Below are 16,492 nucleotides of genomic sequence, written 5' to 3'. Positions count from 1 at the left end.
CAACCGGCGTGAAATTTCATTTGATTTTTTCACGGAATCACCGCAGCGTGAAATTCGACGCAATAATTTCACGCCCGGCCACAGATGCAACAAACCGACATCACCCGCCCCCGCACCCTTGGTGCCGACCTGCGCGCCCTGCGCAAGGCGCGGGGGCTGACGCTCAACGCAATGGCCGAGCGGCTGAACCGTTCCGTCGGCTGGCTCAGCCAGGTCGAGCGCGACATGTCCGACCCCTCGATCACCGACCTTCGCCATATGGCCGCCCTGTTGGACGTGCCCGTTTCCATGCTGTTCGGACAACCCTCCGGCCCGGTGGACGAGGCCGGTCATGTGGTCCGGCAAGGCGCACGGCGGCGCATCGGAGGCGAGGCCGGCCTGATCGAAGAACTCCTCTCCCCTGACCTCACCGACGATTTCGAAATGGTCCACTGCACCTTCGAACCCCACAGTCGCATCGGCGAGGTCGTCACCCGCCCCACGCAAGAGGTGGGCTATCTGATCTCGGGCAAGCTGGACCTGATCATCGCCGAGCGCCGGTTCACCCTGCACCCCGGCGACAGCTTTCGCGTCCGGGCCGAACCGTTCGAGTGGATCAACCCCTATGACACCCCCGCCGTGGCGATCTGGGTGATCGCCCCACCGGTCTATTGAGGCAAGACATGACTTTCGACGCCTGGACGGTTTTCGCAGTATTCTGGGTGGTCTTCGTGACCACGCCGGGGCCCAATCACCTGAATTGCATCCGCAACGGCATGAGTCACGGCTTTCGCCGCGGGCTGTGGGGCGTCGCAGCAATCCTGACACAGGCCACCCTGTTCCTGACACTCTCCGCCGCCGGGATCACCGCGCTGATCGCGGCCTCGCCCACGGCCTTCACCGCCGCCAAGCTGATCGGCGCGGGAGTGCTGATCTGGCTCGGCATACGCGGCTGGATCATGGCACGGCGGCCCGTCCGGGCCGACCCTCCCGCCCCCGGCTCGATCTACTGGCGCGCCTTCGCCATCGCCACCATCAACCCCAAAAGCGTCGCCGGATACCTTGCCGCCTTCAGCCAGTTCGTCCAGCCCGACGTGCCGATCTGGGATCAGATGTGGGTGATCTTCCCCACCGCCCTGACCATCACCGCACTCAGCTACACAGGCTTCACCGCGCTTGGTGCGGGGCTGGGCCGCGCCGCGCTCGGGGCGGTGTTCAACATCTGGCTGCGCCGCGTCATGGCCGCGTGCTTCGTCGTCTACGGCATCGCGCTCGGCACGGCCGCCACCCCTACAGGAAAGGTCTGACACATGCACACCGGACACTGCCTTTGCGGCTGTATCGGCTTTACCGTGGACGCCCCGTTGCAAGGGGCCAGCGTCTGCCATTGCGGCCAGTGCCGCAAGATGTCGGGCCATCTCTGGGCCTCGGCCTATGCGCCCAAGGAAAACATCACGATCACCGGCCCCGTCTCATGGTTCGAGGCCACGCCAGCCGCCAAACGCGGCTTCTGCCCGCGCTGCGGCTCGTTCCTGTTCTGGGCCGCCCATGACGAAACCACCATGAGCGTGGCACTAGGCGCACTGGACGAACCCACCGGCCTCAAAATCGAAAAGCACATCTTCGTGGCCGACAAGGGCGACTATTACGACATCGCGGACGGATTGCCGCAACGAGATCAGTAAAAAGAGAAGGAGGGTAACATGGCGGATTTTCCATCCACCGCACGGGTAGTCATCATCGGCGGCGGCGTGGTCGGGGCGTCATGCCTTTACCACCTGGCCAAGGCAGGCTGGACCGATTGCGTCCTGCTGGAAAAGAACGAACTCACCGCAGGCTCCACATGGCACGCGGCGGGCAACGTGCCCACCTTCTCGACCTCGTGGTCGGTGATGAACATGCAACGCTATTCGACCGAGCTTTACGCCCGTCTCGGGGCCGAGGTCGACTATCCGATGAACTACCACCAGACGGGCTCGATCCGGCTGGCCCATTCCCACGAACGCATGCAGGAATTCGAACGCGCGCGCGGCATGGGCCGCTATCAGGGCATGGATCTTGAAATCCTGTCCACGGACGAGATCAAGGCCCGCTATCCCTTCATCGAAACCCACGACCTGCAAGGCGCGCTTTATGATCCCAACGATGGCGACATCGACCCGGCGCAGGTTACGCAGGCGCTTGCCAAAGGCGCGCGCGACATGGGCGCGACAATCCTGCGTTTCTGCCCCGCCACCGGCATCGACCGGCGGAACGGCGAATGGATCGTAAAGACCGACAAGGGCGACATCCGCTGCGATTACGTGGTCAACGCCGCAGGCTACTACGCACAGCGCGTGGGCGAATGGTTCAAACCCTTCGGCGGGCGCACCGTACCGATGATGGTGATGAGCCACCAATACCTGCTGACCGATGAAATCCCCGAACTCGAGGACTGGAGCCGCCAGCAAGGCCACAAACTGCCGCTGCTGCGCGATGTGGACAGTTCCTATTACCTGCGGCAGGAAAAATACGGCCTGAACCTCGGCCCGTATGAACGCAACTGCCGCGCCCACTGGGTGCAACCCGACGACCCCATGCCCGAGGATTTCAGCTTTCAGCTTTACCCCGACGATCTGGAACGGCTGGAATGGCATATCGAAGACGCCGTCGCGCGTGTGCCGATCCTTGGCACCGGCGGGGTCAACAAGGTGATCAACGGCCCCATCCCCTATGCCCCCGACGGGCTGCCGCTGATCGGGCCGATGCCCGGCGTGCCCAATGCGTTCGAGGCCTGTGTCTTTACCTTCGGCATCGCGCAGGGCGGCGGCGCGGGGAAGGTGCTGGCCGAATGGGTGACCGAGGGCGCGACCGAATGGGACATGTGGGCCACCGATCCGCGCCGCTATACCGACTACACCGACCGCGACTATTGCATCGCCAAGGGGATGGAGGTCTACGGCCACGAATACGCCATGCATTTCCCCTGGCATTCATGGCCCGCCGGTCGTGATCTGAAACTCAGCCCCGTGCATGACCGCATCAGGGATCTGGGCGGCGTGATGGGGGCCTATAACGGCTGGGAACGCGCCAACTGGTTCGCCCAACCCGGCGACGACACCTCCGAAGAAAGCACCCAGACCTGGAACCGCGCCGGCCCGTGGGAGCCGCGGATTCGCGAGGAATGCGAGGCCGTGCGCGATGCCTGCGGCATCCTCGATCTGCCGGGCTTTTCGCGCTTCAACATCGAAGGCCCGAACGCCGCCGACTGGCTGGCCGGACAGATTACCGGCGCCGTGCCCCGCGTGGGGCGCATCGGGCTGGTCTATTTCGCGGATGCGCGCGGACGAGTCGTGACCGAAATGTCCGTCGTCCGCCACCGCGACGACCTGATGACGCTGATCACCGCCGCCGCCGCGCAATGGCACGATCGCGATCTGCTCTCGAACGCGCTGCACGGGGTCGAGGGCGTCACCCTCACCGACCGCACCGCCGAATATGCGACACAAATCCTGGCCGGCCCCAAATCGCGCGACCTGCTGGCCGGGATATGCGACGCCGACCTGCACCAGCCCTGGCTGACCCATCAGGCCACCGAAATCGCGGGCCGGTGGGCGCGCCTGGTTCGCGTGTCTTTCGCGGGCGAACTGGGGTGGGAAATCCACACCAGAACCCCGGACACCGCCGCCGTGTTCGATACCGTCTGGCAGACCGGGCAGACGCATGGGCTGAAACCCTTCGGCATGTACGCGCTCAACTCCCTGCGCATCGAAAAGGGCTACCGCGCGTGGAAGGGCGACCTCTCCACCGACTACACCCTGTTCGAATCCGGTCTGGACCGCTTCGTAAACCTCGACAAGCCACAGGATTTCCCCGGCAAACAGGCGCTTCTGGCCGAGCGGCAAACAGGCCCCGCCAAACGCTTCGTCACCCTGATCGTCGAGGCGGACAAGGCCGATGCGCCCTATATGTCCACCCTCTGGCATGACGGGCAGATCGTGGGCGAAACCACCTCTGGCGCATGGGGCTATCGCGTCAATGCCTCGGTGGCGCTTGCCATGCTGCGCGCCGATCTCGCCGCCCCCGGCACGGTGATCGAGGTCGAGATCTACGGCCAGCGCCACCGTGCCACCGTGCAGCCCGACGGCCCCCTTTGGGACCCGAAAAACGAAAGGCTGCGCGCATGAGTGGCATCACCCTTCTCGACGGTGCCGTGGGGCAGGAACTGGTCAACCGTGCAGGCGATCCGCCCACGCCGCTCTGGTCCACGCAAACCATGATCGACCACCCCGACCTGCTGCGCGAGGTGCATGACGCCTATTTCGCCGCCGGGGCCACGGTCGCCACCACCAACAGCTACACCATCCTGCAAAACCGCCTGCAACATGCCGGGCTTCAGGGACAGATGGCGCCTCTGATGGAGATGGCCGTGACCGCCGCCCGCACCGCGCGCGATGTTGCGGGGCATGGCCGCATCGCCGGGGCCATCGGCCCGCTTCTGGCCTCCTACAGGCCCGATATCTGCCCGCCCCCGGACAAGGCCGAAAACCTCTATGAACGCCCCATGCGCCTGTTGGGCGAACACGGCGTCGATCTTCTACTGCTCGAAACCATGGCCTCGACCCCGCAGGCCGAAGGCGCGCTGCGCGCCGCCTCGCGCACTGGCCTGACGGTCTGGCTGGCCGTCACCGTGCAGGACGAAGACGGCACCCGCCTGCGCTCGGGCGAAGCCCTCAACGGGCTCGCCCCTCTGATCGAACGCTTTCGGCCCGACGCCGTGCTGATCAACTGCACCCGTCCCGAGGCCGTCGCCCCGGCGCTCGATATCCTGAAAACCTTCGACCGTCCCTTCGGGGCCTACGCCAATGGCTTCACCGCCATCACCCAGGCTTTCCTGCAAGACGGCGCAACCGTCGATGCGCTCTCCGCCCGGACGGACCTCACCCCGGCCGCCTATGCCGATTTCGCCCTGGAATGGGTGGCACAAGGGGCCAGCATCGTCGGCGGCTGCTGCGAAATCGGGCCGGATCATATCGCCGAACTCGCCAGCCGCCTGCACGCCGCCGGGCACACACTCACATGACTCCCGCCGTCTTCTGTTTCCAGATAACCCGGCGGGTCCGGGGGGCAACACCCCCCGGCCGGTCGGACGCGGCAGCATCCGAAACCAACCGCCAATCGCACCCAGAGGCCCGCTCATGACCCAGCTTCCCACACACGCCCGCGCCGTCATCATCGGCGGCGGCATCATCGGCTGTTCCGTCGCCTACCACCTCACCCGCCTCGGCTGGCGCGATGTCGTCCTGCTGGAGCGCAAACAGCTCACCTCCGGCACCACATGGCACGCCGCGGGCCTCATCGCGCAACTGCGCGCCACGGCGAACATGACCAAGCTCGCCAAGTACAGCCAGGAACTCTATGGCAATCTCGAAGAGGAAACCGGCGTCGCCACGGGGTTCCGGCGCACCGGCTCGATCACCGTCGCCCTCACCGACGAGCGACGCGAGGAAATCTATCGTCAGGCGGCAATGGCCCGCGCCTTCGGCGTCGATGTCGAAGAAATCTCGCCCACCGAGGTGCAGGCAAAATATCCCCACCTGAATATCGACGGCGTCACCGGCGCGGTCTATCTCGACAAGGACGGTCAGGGCGATCCGGCCAATATCGCGCTTGCCCTCGCCAAGGGCGCGCGTCAGCACGGCGCAACCTTGGCCGAGCGCACCCTTGCCACCGGCGTCACCCGTCAGGGCCGCCGCATCACCGGCGTGGACTGGCGAGGCGAAGACGGCACATCGGGCCATATCGAGGCCGAGCATGTGGTGAACTGCGCGGGCATGTGGGGGCGGCAGGTGGGCAGGATGCTCGGCGTGAATGTCCCGCTTCAGGCCTGCGAGCATTTCTATATCGTGTCCGAACCCATCACCGGCCTCACCCCCCTGCCGGTGCTGCGCGTGCCCGACGAATGCGCCTATTACAAGGAAGACGCGGGCAAGATGATGCTCGGCGCGTTCGAACCCGTGTCGAAACCCTGGGCGCTCTCGGGCATCCCCGAGGATTTCGAATTCGACCAGCTCCCCGAAGATTTCGACCATTTCGAACCGATCCTGGAATGGGCCGTCAACCGCATGCCCATGCTGGGCGAGGCGGGCATTCACACCTTCTTCAACGGGCCCGAATCCTTCACCCCCGACGATGCCTATCACCTTGGCCTCGCGCCCGAGATGGACAATGTCTGGGTCGCCGCCGGGTTCAACTCCATCGGCATCCAGTCGGCGGGCGGCGCGGGCATGGCGCTGGCGCAATGGATGGAGGACGGCGAAAAGCCCTTCGACCTGGGCGATGTTGACATCTCGCGCATGCACCCGTTTCAGGGCAACCGCACCTATCTGGCGCACCGCTCCACCGAAACGCTGGGGCTGCTTTACGCCGATCACTTCCCCTACCGGCAGAAAGCCACCGCGCGCGGGGTGCGGCGCAGCCCGTTTCACGCCCACCTGCTCGATCAGGGCGCGGTGATGGGCGAAATGGCCGGGTGGGAGCGCGCCAACTGGTTCGCCGATCCGGGGCAGGACCGTGACTATGCCTATTCCTGGGGCCGTCAGAACTGGTTCGCCAACGCCGCCGCCGAACATGGCGCGATCCGCAACGGGGTGGGCCTGTACGACATGTCCTCCTTCGGCAAGCTGCGCGTCGAAGGCCCGGACGCCGAAGGCTTTCTCAATCAGGTCTGCGGCGCGGATATCTCCGTTCCGGTGGGCAGGATCGTCTATACCCAGTTCCTCAACCCGAAGGGCGGGATCGAGGCCGACGTGACCGTCACCCGCCTGTCGGAAACCGCCTATCTGGTCGTCACCCCCGCCGCCACGCGGCTGGCCGATGAAACATGGCTGCGCCGTCACCTTGGCGGCTACTTGGCCGTGATCACCGATGTCACCACCGCTGAGGGCGTTCTGGCCGTCATGGGCCCGAAATCGCGCGACCTTCTGCGCGCGGTGTCACCCGATGATTTCTCCAACACCGCCCACCCGTTCGGCACCGCCCGCCAGATCGAGATCGGCATGGGCCTCGCCCGTGCGCACCGCGTGTCCTATGTGGGCGAACTCGGCTGGGAGCTCTACGTCGGCACCGACATGGCCGCGCATGTGCTTGAGACCCTGATCGAGGCCGGGGCCGATCATGGCCTGAAGCTCTGTGGCCTGCACGCGATGGATTCATGCCGCATTGAAAAGGGCTTCCGTCATTTCGGCCATGACATCACCTGCGAGGACCATGTGCTTGAGGCCGGTCTCGGCTTTGCCGTGTCGAAATCCAAACCCGATTTCATCGGTCGTGACGCGGTCGAGCGCAAGCGCGAAGAAGGGCTGCAAACCCGCATGGTGCAATTCCGCCTGACCGATCCCGAACCGCTGCTATATCACAACGAACCCGTGCTGCGCGACGGGCAGATCGTGGGCTTCCTGTCATCGGGCAGTTACGGCCACCATCTGGGCGGGGCCATCGGCATGGGCTATGTCCCCTGTGCCGGTGAAACGGCGCAGCAGCTTTTGGCGTCCACCTATGAAATCGACGTGGCCGGGGCGCGTGTGCGGGCCGAGGCCAGCCTCAAACCGCTTTACGACCCGATCGGCGCACACATGAAGGCATAAGAAACGGCCCGGCAGCGCACAATACACCGCGACGCCGGGCCGGATCAGAAATCAAACGCGCTCGATCGCGATCGCCGTGCCCTCGCCGCCGCCGATGCAGATCGCCGCGACACCGCGCTTCAGCCCGCGCTTTTCAAGCGCGTTCAGCAGCGTCACCATGATCCGCGCACCGCTGGCCCCGATAGGATGGCCCAGCGCACAGGCCCCGCCGTTCACGTTCACCTTGTCGCGCGGCAGGCCCATTTCGTGCATGAAGGCCATCGGCACCACGGCAAAGGCCTCGTTCACCTCCCAAAGGTCCACCTCGTCCTTGCTCCAGCCGATCCGCTCGAGCAGCTTTTGCGCGGCGGGCACCGGCGCGGTGGTGAACCATCCCGGTGCCTGCGCGTGGCTGGCATGGCCGACGATCCGCGCACGGATGTTCAGCCCGCCCGCCTCGGCCGCCTCGCGCGAGGCCAGCACCATCGCCGCAGCCCCGTCGCTGATCGAACTGGAATTCGCCGCCGTCACCGTGCCGTCCTTGCGAAACGCCGGTTTCAGTTGCGGGATCTTGTCGGGCCGCGCCTTGGCGGGCTGCTCATCGGCGTCAATCGTGACCTCGCCCTTGCGGGTGGCAATCGTCACCGGGGCAATCTCGCCCTCGAACGCCCCGGATTTCTGCGCCGCCAGCGCCCCTTCCAGTGACCCGATGGCATAGTCGTCCTGCGCTTCACGGGTGAACTGGAACTTTTCGGCACAGTCCTCGGCAAAGGTGCCCATCAGGCGGCCCTTGTCATAGGCATCCTCCAGCCCATCGAGAAACATGTGGTCGATCACCTGCGAATGCCCCAGCCGCGCGCCGCCGCGCATCTTGGGCAACAGGTAGGGCGCATTCGACATGCTCTCCATCCCGCCCACGATCATCGTGTCGGCATGGCCAAGCCCGATCTGGTCGAACCCCATCATCGCCGCCTTCATCCCCGAGCCGCACATCTTGTTCAGCGTGGTCGCGGGCACCTCTTCGCCCAGCCCCCCGGCAAATCCGGCCTGCCGCGCGGGTGCCTGCCCCTGTCCGGCTGGCAGCACACAGCCCATCAATACCTCGTCCACGCTTTGTGTTCCGGCATCGGCCAGCGCCGCGCGAATGGCCGCACCCCCCAGAACCGGGGCCTCGACCCCGTCGAAATCCCCCTGGAATCCGCCCATCGGCGTGCGGGCCGCGCCCGCGATCACAACCTCTTTCATACTCCGTCCTCCTGTTTTCCCGTGGATGAATACCGAATGGTAAGGAATGGGGTCTAGCCTCGCCCGTATTACTACCTACGGCCGGAGAACATCATGCCCCTTCAGGAAACCCAAAACAACGATCTCAAGATCATCACCGTCACTATCCCGCGAATCGATGCCGCCGTGGCCATCCGGTTCAAGGATGCCATGCGCGCCGCCACCGAAACGGGCCCGAACCACATCGTACTGGACCTGTCCAACGTCTGTTTCGTGGATTCCAGCGGGCTTGGGGCCATCGTGGCCTCGAAAAAGCAGCTGGCAAATGGCCAACAACTGGATCTTGCCGGGCTGACGCCCGATGTGGCCAAGGTTTTTCGCCTGACCCGGATGGACTCGGTTTTCGAAATTCACGCCCATGTCGCTGATCTGGCCCCCCGCGCCGCTGGCTGAACGGCCCCCGGCCCCGGACAAGGCAGATCGCGTCATGCCGCCCATCCCCCCCGATCACGATTTCACCCTGCGTTTTGCCGGGTGCGAAACCGAGGTTCGCCCGGTATTGCGACAGATGCGCGATACCCTGGCGCGTCACGGCCTGAACCGGGATCGGCTGGGAACGGCGGAACTGGTCCTTGCCGAGGCGCTGAACAACATCGCCGAACATGCCTATGCCGGGCAGATGCCCGGCCCGGTCATCCTGCGCGCCTCTCTGCGGGATGGCCGGCTGCGCATCGTTCTTGTGGACCGGGGCCACCCCATGCCCGCAGGAGCACCGCCGCCCGGTATCCTGCCCGATCTGAACGTCCCCCGTTCGGACCTGCCCGAAGGCGGATTCGGCTGGTTCCTGATTCGCGATCTCACCGAATCGGCGGTTTACACGAGAACCGGCGGGGAAAATCGTCTGGAGCTTGATTTCGGCCCGGTCCCGGACCCGAACACAAGCACATAAACCCAAGATCACGAATTTGCCCAAATCTGCACGAAAATCCGCCTGAATGCCGGGGCAAAACTGATCACGTAGCTGCAAAAGGCTTCCCTCGGCGTCGCGTTCAACAGCCCCCACCCAGTGCGCGGCGCCGAGGTACTACTTTCGAAACATTGGCAAATCGCGCGCAGCGCCCTAGGTTGCTCTGGTTATCAACCAGAGGCTCCCGATGCGCGATTTTCACCTTCCCGGACGGTCCGCCACCTTCGCCACCAACGGCATGTGCGCCACCTCGCACCCGCTGGCGGCAAAAACCGCAATCGACATTCTGGAACGTGGCGGCAACGCCATGGACGCGGCCATCGCGGGCGCGGTCCTGTTGGGCATTTGCGAACCGCAAATGACAGGGATCGGCGGCGATTGCTTCGTGCTGTTCACCCCGCCGGGCAGCGACGACATTCAGGCGCTGAACGGCTCGGGCCGCGCCCCCGCCGCGGCCAGCGCCGCCGAACTGCGCGCACGTGGCCATGCCACCGTCCCCCTGAATACCCCCGACGCGGTGACGATCCCCTGCGCCATCGACGCCTTCTGCCGCCTCAGCGCCGATCACGGCAAACTCGGCCTCGATGCCCTGCTGGCCCCGGCCATCCACTATGCCGATCAGGGCGTGCCGGTCGCCCCGCGCGTCGCGCTGGACTGGCCGGAGGCAGGAAAAACCCTGCAGGGTCATGCGCTTGACCATTATTCCAACAACGGCTCGCCCTACACCACCGGGCAAATCTTCCGCTCCCCCGGTCAGGCCGAGGTGCTGCGCCGCATCGCCCGCGACGGGCGCGATGCGTTCTACAGCGGCGAAGTCGCCGACGATATGCTGGCCGCGCTCAACGCGCTTGGCGGCGTTCACACAGCGGACGATTTCACCGCCGCCGCCAGCAATTATACCACGCCGGTTTCCGGCCCGTATCAGGGCGTCGATCTGGTGGAACATCCGCCCAACGGGCAAGGGGCCACCGCGATCCTGATGCTCAATATCCTGTCGCATTTCGACATCGCGCGCATGGACCCCACCGGCAGCCAGCGCGCCCATATCGAGGCCGAGGCCGCCAAGCTGGCCTATGATACCCGCAACCGCATCATCGCCGATCCCGATCACACCGCGCGGCTGGACCACATGCTGTCGCCCGACACCGCCGCGAAACTCGCCGCGCTGATCGACCCGCAAAACGCCATGCCCGATCCTGCCCCGGTGGCCGAGGCCGTGCATCGCGACACGATCTATATCACCGTCGTTGATCGCGATCGCATGGCGGTCTCGCTGATCTACTCGATCTTCCACGGCTTCGGCTCGGGCATCGCATCGGAAAAATTCGGCATCCTGCTGCAAAATCGCGGTGCGGGGTTCAGCCTGACACCGGGCCACCCCAACGAAATGGCGGGCGGCAAACGCCCCATGCACACGATCATCCCCGGCATGCTGCGCGAAAACGGGCGCGTCACGATGCCCTTCGGCGTGATGGGCGGCGCCTATCAGCCCAACGGGCACGCGCGATTCGTCTCGAACCTGCGCGATTTCGGGATGGACCCGCAATCGGCCATCGACGCCCCGCGCGCCTTCACCGATTCGGGCACTATGAAGGTCGAGCGCGGCTATAGCGACGCGGTGCGCGCCGAGCTGGCCGAAATGGGCCACCGAATCACCATCCCCGAACAGCCCATCGGCGGCGCACAGGCCATCCTGATCCGCCCCGACGGCGTGCTGGAAGGGGCCAGCGATCCGCGCAAGGACGGCTGCGCCCTGGGATACTAGGAATTGCCGGGCAAAACGCCCCTGCGCGCCTTCAGTTCAACTGAAAATGCAGCGGGTAATGCCCATCCTCGAACGGGCCGAACAAATCGGGAATATCCGGGTGATCCACCGGCTCGCCGGAATAGTCGGCGATCAGGTTTTGTTCCGATACATACGCCACGTAGTAGCTTTGTTCGTTTTCGGCCAGAAGGTGGTAATAGGGCTGCTCACGCGACGGGCGGCTGTCCTCGGGAATCGAGTGATACCATTCTTCCGTATTGGAAAATTCAGGATCCACATCGAACACGACGCCGCGAAACGGATGTTTGCGGTGACGGACAACCTGTCCCAAATGATACTTTGCGCGTGTCTTCAACATCATAATGCAGCCCCTAACTGCGCAGCCTACCGGTTTCAAGGGCGGTTTGTCCAACCTCTGAGCGGAAAAACGCGGGAAACAGTCTGTGAACCTTGTAGTGACAGTCCGTTAGACCGCCCTCCTCGTGGCCCTGCCACAAACACCCCGATTTCAGGATTCCCCCGCACCGCCAATTGCGTTAGACTTGGCAAAAAAGACATAACGAAAGCGAGAGGCAGATGAGCAGAACTCTTCGCGCAGTCATGATCCTGTTTCTGGTCGCGTCCTGCGGCATGGGCGGGCGCAGCGGCTCGCCGCCCGGAAACCTGGACAATGCCTGCGCCATTCTGGCCGAACGGCCACAGTACAAACGCGCCTTCCGCGCGACCGAGCGCCGTTGGGGCATCCCCGTGCATGTGCAGATGGCCACCATCCATCAGGAAAGCAAATTCGACGGCAACGCCCGCACGCCGTTCCGCTATGTTCTGGGGGTCATCCCGATGGGCCGGCAAAGTTCGGCCTATGGCTACAGCCAGGCGCTCGATGGCACATGGGACGAATACAAGCGCGACACGCGGCGGTTTTCGGCGCGGCGCAACGATATCGACGACGCCACCGATTTCATGGGCTGGTACATGGCCAAATCCTACGAACGGCTGGGCATCCCGCTTCATGACGCGCGCAACCAGTACCTTGCCTACCACGAAGGCCGCACCGGGTTTTCGCGGGGCAGCTACAATGCCAAGCCGTGGCTCCTGCGGGTGTCGGCCAATGTCGAGGAACGCTCGCGCCTCTATCAGGCACAACTCATGTCCTGCAACGGGCGTGGTTACGGCGTCTTCTGAAAACGCGACGGGCGGGGCCACATGCCCGCCCGTTCATTCACCCTCGCAGGCGGCCCCGCGATCAGCGCTCGTTGCGCTTGGGGCCGGTTCCGATGCCGGGGATGACAAACCGGTCATTGGCCAGTTGCATCCCGGTTTTCATGTCCCCCAGAACCACCGTCGTCTTGCTGCCGCTGTCATCGTTCACGATCCACTGGCGCAACTGCACCGGATCGGCGGTGAACACCAGGTCGATACTGCCGTATTCGGGATGCGCGGGGTCCTGCGCGCGCACCGTGGTGGTCTTGCCGTCGCTGTCATGGCCGGTCACCATCCGCTCGCGGGTCAGGTCCACCTTGTTGGCCAGAATGATCTTCAGCGGCGTGCGATGCAGCGGATAGCCCTCGGGGCCGGTATTCGACTTGGGATCGACCACGCCCACCGTATCACCATCGGCCACCACCAGCGTGCGCTCGGGTGGATCGTATTCGAACCGCACCCGACCGGGGCGCTTGATATACAGCCGCCCGGTGCTGATCGTGCCATCGTCGTTGATCTGGGTGAATTCGCCCTGCGCAGTGCGGAACCCGTTGAAATAAGACGAAATCTGGCTCAGAGACAGCTTTTCCGCCGCTGCAGGCAAGGCCGTGGCGACACTCAGCGCGCCAGCGGTCAGAACAGGGATCAGTTTCATGCCGTCGGGCTCCTTTCGTGACAGGTCACACGCCAATCTGGCCCGCACCCCGCCGGATATTCAATAACAACAGCGTTCGATCTGATATCAGGACCCCGGACAGGGATATCAAGCCCGCGCCGATCCGCCACCGCCTTCCGGCGGACCGCTGCGCACGACCGCGCCGGTCAACTCACCGGCGCGCACCGCCTCATTGTTCGGGAACCAGAATCTCGCGCTTGCCGACATGGTTGGCCGAACTGACAACACCCTGATCTTCCATCTGCTCCACCAGACGCGCGGCCTTGTTATAGCCGATCGCCAGCTTGCGCTGAATGTAGGAGGTGCTGCATTTGCGATCCTTGATGACAATCGCCACCGCCTGATCGTATAGCGCGTCCTCGCCATCGGTGTTGCCGCCCGTGGACAGGCCCAGAACCGCATCGATGCTGTCGGCCTTGTCGTCGTCCGGGCCATCCTGCACACCGCCCACATATTCCGGCGGACCATAGGCCTTGAGGTGATTCACCACTTCCTCGACCTCTTCGTCGCTGACGAACGGCCCGTGACAGCGCGTGATCTTGCCGCCGCCCGCCATATACAGCATGTCACCCATGCCCAGCAGCTGCTCGGCGCCCATCTCGCCCAGAATGGTGCGGCTGTCGATCTTCGATGTCACCTGGAAACTGATCCGCGTGGGGAAGTTCGCCTTGATCGTGCCGGTGATCACATCCACCGACGGGCGCTGCGTGGCCATGATCAGGTGAATGCCGCTGGCTCGCGCCATCTGCGCAAGGCGCTGAATGCAGGCCTCGATCTCCTTGCCCGCCACCATCATCAGGTCGGCCATCTCGTCGACGATGACCACAATATAGGGCATCTTTTCGGGCGCGAACTCTTCGGTCTCGAACACCGGTTCGCCGGTCTCGTCGTCAAACCCGGTCTGCACCGTGCGGCTGAACATCTCGCCCTTGCCCAGCGCATCCGCGACCCGGCCATTGTAGCCGTCGATATTGCGCACGCCCATCTTGGACATCTTGCGATAGCGCTCTTCCATCTCGGCCACGACCCATTTCAGGGCGACCACGGCCTTTTTCGGATCGGTCACGACCGGCGACAACAGATGCGGGATGCCATCGTAAACCGACAGTTCCAGCATCTTGGGGTCGATCATGATCAGGCGGCACTCGTCCGGGGTCAGCTTGTAGAGCAGGCTCAGGATCATGGTGTTGATCGCCACCGATTTCCCCGAGCCGGTCGTCCCCGCAATCAGCAGGTGAGGCATCTTCGCCAGGTTCTGCACCACCGGATCGCCGCCGATATCCTTGCCCAGCGCCAGCGGCAGTTTCTGATTACCGTCGCCATAATCGCGGCTCGACAGGATTTCGCGGAAGCTGACCATCTCGCGATTGTCATTGGGCAGTTCGATCCCGATCACGCTGCGCCCCGGCACGGTGCTCACGCGCGCCGACAAGGCGCTCATCGACCGCGCGATATCGTCCGCCAGCCCGATCACCCGGCTGGCCTTTAGGCCCGGCGCGGGCTCCAGCTCGTACATGGTGACAACGGGGCCGGGACGCACGCTGACGATCTCGCCCTTGACGCCGTAATCGTCCAGCACGCTTTCCAGCATGCGCGCATTTTCCTCCAGCGCCTCGTCGCTCAGATGATGGCGCACGATATTGGCCGGATTGTTCAGCAGGCTCAGCGGCGGCAGGTCGTATTCCACCTGCGCGGACTCTTCGAATTGCAGTTTCGGCTGCGCCTCGGCCATGGCCCGCGCCGAGGGCTGCGGCGCTTTGCGCGGCGTGTGCTGCACAACTTTTTTCGGCTCGGCCACCGGGATACGCTGCTGCGCGGCCTCGGGCTGCGGCTGCATGGGCATTTCCGGCTGGACCGGCTCAGGCTGCCAGGCCTGCTCCGGCGCGGCCGTCAGGTGCGGCTCCTGCGGCATCGGCTGGACATGCGCGGCGGTCAGCGGCGGCTCGGGCGGCAACCCGCCCGTGCGCGCGGTATTCAGGATCAGCGGATCGGGCCCCCGCCCGCGCCCCTTGGTCAGCGGCGCGACCGATTCCACCCGAAGCGCCGGATTCTGGCGCACGCGATTCTTGATGACCTCGGTGATCTTGGCGCGGATGCGATCGTCCCCCGGCGCTTCGACATCCGTATCCGGGCCGAAGGATTCCACCAGTTCCGGCTCGGGCTCCGGCTCGGCGCGGCGCATCAGCGACGGCATGATCATCCGCAAGCCGCCGGGCCTGTCGGCCTCCTCCGGGGCCGGGGCCGTAACCCGCGGTTCGGCGGGCATCGCGGCACCGCGGCGCACCACCGGCTGCACCGGCACGGCGGCCTCGGCGCGGGCCAGTTCCTCGGCCTCGGCGCGATCCGCATCGCGCCGCGCGCGGGCCTGTGCCGCCTTCGCCTGCACGCCCTGCGCGGCGATCACCGCGCCCTTCGCGCCACGGCCCATCAGCGTCATGGTCCAGGCATAGGTCATGATGATGCCCACCAGCAAAAACCGCCCGATGCGCGCCAGTTCGGGCCGGGTAAAGCCCAGGACGAACGCCCCGAGCGCCAGCACCGCCAGCCCCATCACCAGCGACAACAGTTTCAACCCAAGGCTCGCCCCGAACGGCAGAATGCCCAGCAACGTGCCCAGCACCGTATCGCCGAACAGCCCGCCAAGGCCGAAACTATGCGTCGCGGCCCAGGCCTCGCCGGGGGCAAGGGACGAAGCGTAAAGCGACAACAGCGCCACCCAGATCGGCGCGAAAATCAGACGGCCCACCGCGCGCTCCTCGCCGCGATGCAGGGCAAACCGCAGCCCCCAGGCGCCCAGAACGATGGCCAGCCCCCAGGCCCCCCAGCCCACGATCATGAACAGCGGCGCGGCAATCGAGGCCCCGATCCGCCCCATCCAGTTCTGCACCGGGGCATCGGTGGCCGACATCCAGCTCGGATCGTCCGGGTGGTAAGAGACAATCATCGCCGCCGCCATCGCCCCCAGCAACAGCAGGGCCAGGCCCATCAACTCCTTGCCGCGCTTCTCGATCGCCTCGGCCATGGTGCTGTCAAGCAGCGGATCGCGCCCGCGTGTCTGATATGCCATCTTGTCCCTC

14 protein-coding genes are annotated in these 16,492 nt (G+C 65.0%); 10 read left to right on the top strand and 4 right to left on the bottom strand.

Going from position 1 to position 16,492, the window contains the following annotated elements; translation table 11 throughout:
- Positions 1-84: 84 nt before the first annotated feature.
- The 6 genes from KPG71_RS09195 to KPG71_RS09170 all read left to right on the top strand — a co-directional run bounded on the left by KPG71_RS09195 (position 85) and on the right by KPG71_RS09170 (position 7,604).
- Complete coding sequence (locus tag KPG71_RS09195) at positions 85-654, top strand: helix-turn-helix domain-containing protein (protein WP_216337792.1); 570 nt, start codon at positions 85-87, stop codon at positions 652-654.
- Positions 655-662: 8 nt separating this feature from the next.
- Positions 663-1,286, top strand: a complete 624-nt coding sequence (locus KPG71_RS09190) for a LysE family translocator (protein ID WP_216337791.1) — start codon at positions 663-665, stop codon at positions 1,284-1,286.
- 3 nt (positions 1,287-1,289) lie between these two features.
- Complete coding sequence (locus tag KPG71_RS09185) at positions 1,290-1,664, top strand: GFA family protein (protein ID WP_216337790.1); 375 nt, start codon at positions 1,290-1,292, stop codon at positions 1,662-1,664.
- Positions 1,665-1,682: 18 nt separating this feature from the next.
- A complete protein-coding gene (locus KPG71_RS09180) occupies positions 1,683-4,145 on the top strand; it encodes an FAD-dependent oxidoreductase (RefSeq protein WP_216337789.1) in 2,463 nt (820 codons plus the stop codon).
- Positions 4,142-5,041: a homocysteine S-methyltransferase family protein gene (locus KPG71_RS09175; RefSeq protein ID WP_216337788.1), complete on the top strand. Its 900-nt coding sequence runs from the start codon at positions 4,142-4,144 to the stop codon at positions 5,039-5,041. Before KPG71_RS09180 ends, KPG71_RS09175 begins: the two co-directional genes overlap by 4 nt.
- Positions 5,042-5,156: 115 nt before the next feature.
- On the top strand, positions 5,157-7,604 hold the full coding sequence (locus tag KPG71_RS09170; RefSeq protein WP_216337787.1) for an FAD-dependent oxidoreductase: 2,448 nt from the start codon (positions 5,157-5,159) through the stop codon (positions 7,602-7,604).
- Positions 7,605-7,655: 51 nt separating this feature from the next.
- On the opposite strand, the gene KPG71_RS09165 is transcribed toward KPG71_RS09170, so the two are convergent.
- A complete protein-coding gene (locus KPG71_RS09165) occupies positions 7,656-8,828 on the bottom strand; it encodes an acetyl-CoA C-acyltransferase (RefSeq protein ID WP_216337786.1) in 1,173 nt (390 codons plus the stop codon).
- Between the two features lie 93 nt (positions 8,829-8,921).
- Between KPG71_RS09165 and KPG71_RS09160 the strand changes: the two genes are divergently transcribed.
- From KPG71_RS09160 to KPG71_RS09150, 3 genes are all read left to right on the top strand, one after another.
- Positions 8,922-9,260, top strand: coding sequence for an STAS domain-containing protein (locus KPG71_RS09160; protein ID WP_216337785.1), 339 nt, complete (start codon positions 8,922-8,924; stop codon positions 9,258-9,260).
- On the top strand, positions 9,226-9,756 hold the full coding sequence (locus tag KPG71_RS09155; protein ID WP_216337784.1) for an ATP-binding protein: 531 nt from the start codon (positions 9,226-9,228) through the stop codon (positions 9,754-9,756). Before KPG71_RS09160 ends, KPG71_RS09155 begins: the two co-directional genes overlap by 35 nt.
- A 205-nt stretch (positions 9,757-9,961) precedes the next feature.
- Complete coding sequence (locus KPG71_RS09150; RefSeq protein ID WP_216337783.1) at positions 9,962-11,539, top strand: gamma-glutamyltransferase family protein; 1,578 nt, start codon at positions 9,962-9,964, stop codon at positions 11,537-11,539.
- A 31-nt stretch (positions 11,540-11,570) separates the two neighbouring features.
- Here KPG71_RS09150 and hspQ read toward each other — a convergent pair whose 3' ends face one another.
- Positions 11,571-11,897 carry a heat shock protein HspQ gene (gene hspQ / locus KPG71_RS09145; protein ID WP_073034666.1) on the bottom strand — a complete coding sequence of 109 codons (327 nt, stop codon included), beginning with the start codon at positions 11,895-11,897 and terminating at the stop codon, positions 11,571-11,573.
- A 218-nt stretch (positions 11,898-12,115) separates the two neighbouring features.
- On the opposite strand from hspQ, the gene KPG71_RS09140 reads away from it, so the two are divergent.
- Positions 12,116-12,721 (top strand): lytic transglycosylase, encoded by a 606-nt coding sequence (locus KPG71_RS09140; protein WP_216337782.1) that lies wholly within the window; start codon positions 12,116-12,118, stop codon positions 12,719-12,721.
- A gap of 61 nt (positions 12,722-12,782) precedes the next feature.
- Here KPG71_RS09140 and KPG71_RS09135 read toward each other — a convergent pair whose 3' ends face one another.
- Both KPG71_RS09135 and KPG71_RS09130 read right to left on the bottom strand, forming a co-directional pair.
- Positions 12,783-13,394 carry an outer membrane lipoprotein carrier protein LolA gene (locus KPG71_RS09135; protein ID WP_216337781.1) on the bottom strand — a complete coding sequence of 204 codons (612 nt, stop codon included), beginning with the start codon at positions 13,392-13,394 and terminating at the stop codon, positions 12,783-12,785.
- A gap of 190 nt (positions 13,395-13,584) precedes the next feature.
- On the bottom strand, positions 13,585-16,482 hold the full coding sequence (locus tag KPG71_RS09130) for a DNA translocase FtsK (RefSeq protein WP_216337780.1): 2,898 nt from the start codon (positions 16,480-16,482) through the stop codon (positions 13,585-13,587).
- Positions 16,483-16,492 lie beyond the last annotated feature (10 nt).

It is taken from the genome of Roseovarius sp. PS-C2 (genome assembly GCF_018862045.1).
GTDB lineage: Bacteria > Pseudomonadota > Alphaproteobacteria > Rhodobacterales > Rhodobacteraceae > Roseovarius.
This window is presented reverse-complemented; position numbering and strand designations above follow the sequence as displayed.

What these genes read in the sequence shown, in the direction of transcription:
- KPG71_RS09195 (WP_216337792.1), top strand. Translation starts at nt 85, where the DNA reads ATGCAACAAACCGACATCACCCGCCCCCGCACCCTTGGTGCCGACCTG.
- KPG71_RS09190 (WP_216337791.1), top strand. Translation starts at nt 663, where the DNA reads ATGACTTTCGACGCCTGGACGGTTTTCGCAGTATTCTGGGTGGTCTTC.
- KPG71_RS09185 (WP_216337790.1), top strand. Translation starts at nt 1,290, where the DNA reads ATGCACACCGGACACTGCCTTTGCGGCTGTATCGGCTTTACCGTGGAC.
- KPG71_RS09180 (WP_216337789.1), top strand. Translation starts at nt 1,683, where the DNA reads ATGGCGGATTTTCCATCCACCGCACGGGTAGTCATCATCGGCGGCGGC.
- KPG71_RS09175 (WP_216337788.1), top strand. Translation starts at nt 4,142, where the DNA reads ATGAGTGGCATCACCCTTCTCGACGGTGCCGTGGGGCAGGAACTGGTC.
- KPG71_RS09170 (WP_216337787.1), top strand. Translation starts at nt 5,157, where the DNA reads ATGACCCAGCTTCCCACACACGCCCGCGCCGTCATCATCGGCGGCGGC.
- KPG71_RS09165 (WP_216337786.1), bottom strand. Translation starts at nt 8,828, where the DNA reads ATGAAAGAGGTTGTGATCGCGGGCGCGGCCCGCACGCCGATGGGCGGA.
- KPG71_RS09160 (WP_216337785.1), top strand. Translation starts at nt 8,922, where the DNA reads ATGCCCCTTCAGGAAACCCAAAACAACGATCTCAAGATCATCACCGTC.
- KPG71_RS09155 (WP_216337784.1), top strand. Translation starts at nt 9,226, where the DNA reads ATGTCGCTGATCTGGCCCCCCGCGCCGCTGGCTGAACGGCCCCCGGCC.
- KPG71_RS09150 (WP_216337783.1), top strand. Translation starts at nt 9,962, where the DNA reads ATGCGCGATTTTCACCTTCCCGGACGGTCCGCCACCTTCGCCACCAAC.
- hspQ (WP_073034666.1), bottom strand. Translation starts at nt 11,897, where the DNA reads ATGTTGAAGACACGCGCAAAGTATCATTTGGGACAGGTTGTCCGTCAC.
- KPG71_RS09140 (WP_216337782.1), top strand. Translation starts at nt 12,116, where the DNA reads ATGAGCAGAACTCTTCGCGCAGTCATGATCCTGTTTCTGGTCGCGTCC.
- KPG71_RS09135 (WP_216337781.1), bottom strand. Translation starts at nt 13,394, where the DNA reads ATGAAACTGATCCCTGTTCTGACCGCTGGCGCGCTGAGTGTCGCCACG.
- KPG71_RS09130 (WP_216337780.1), bottom strand. Translation starts at nt 16,482, where the DNA reads ATGGCATATCAGACACGCGGGCGCGATCCGCTGCTTGACAGCACCATG.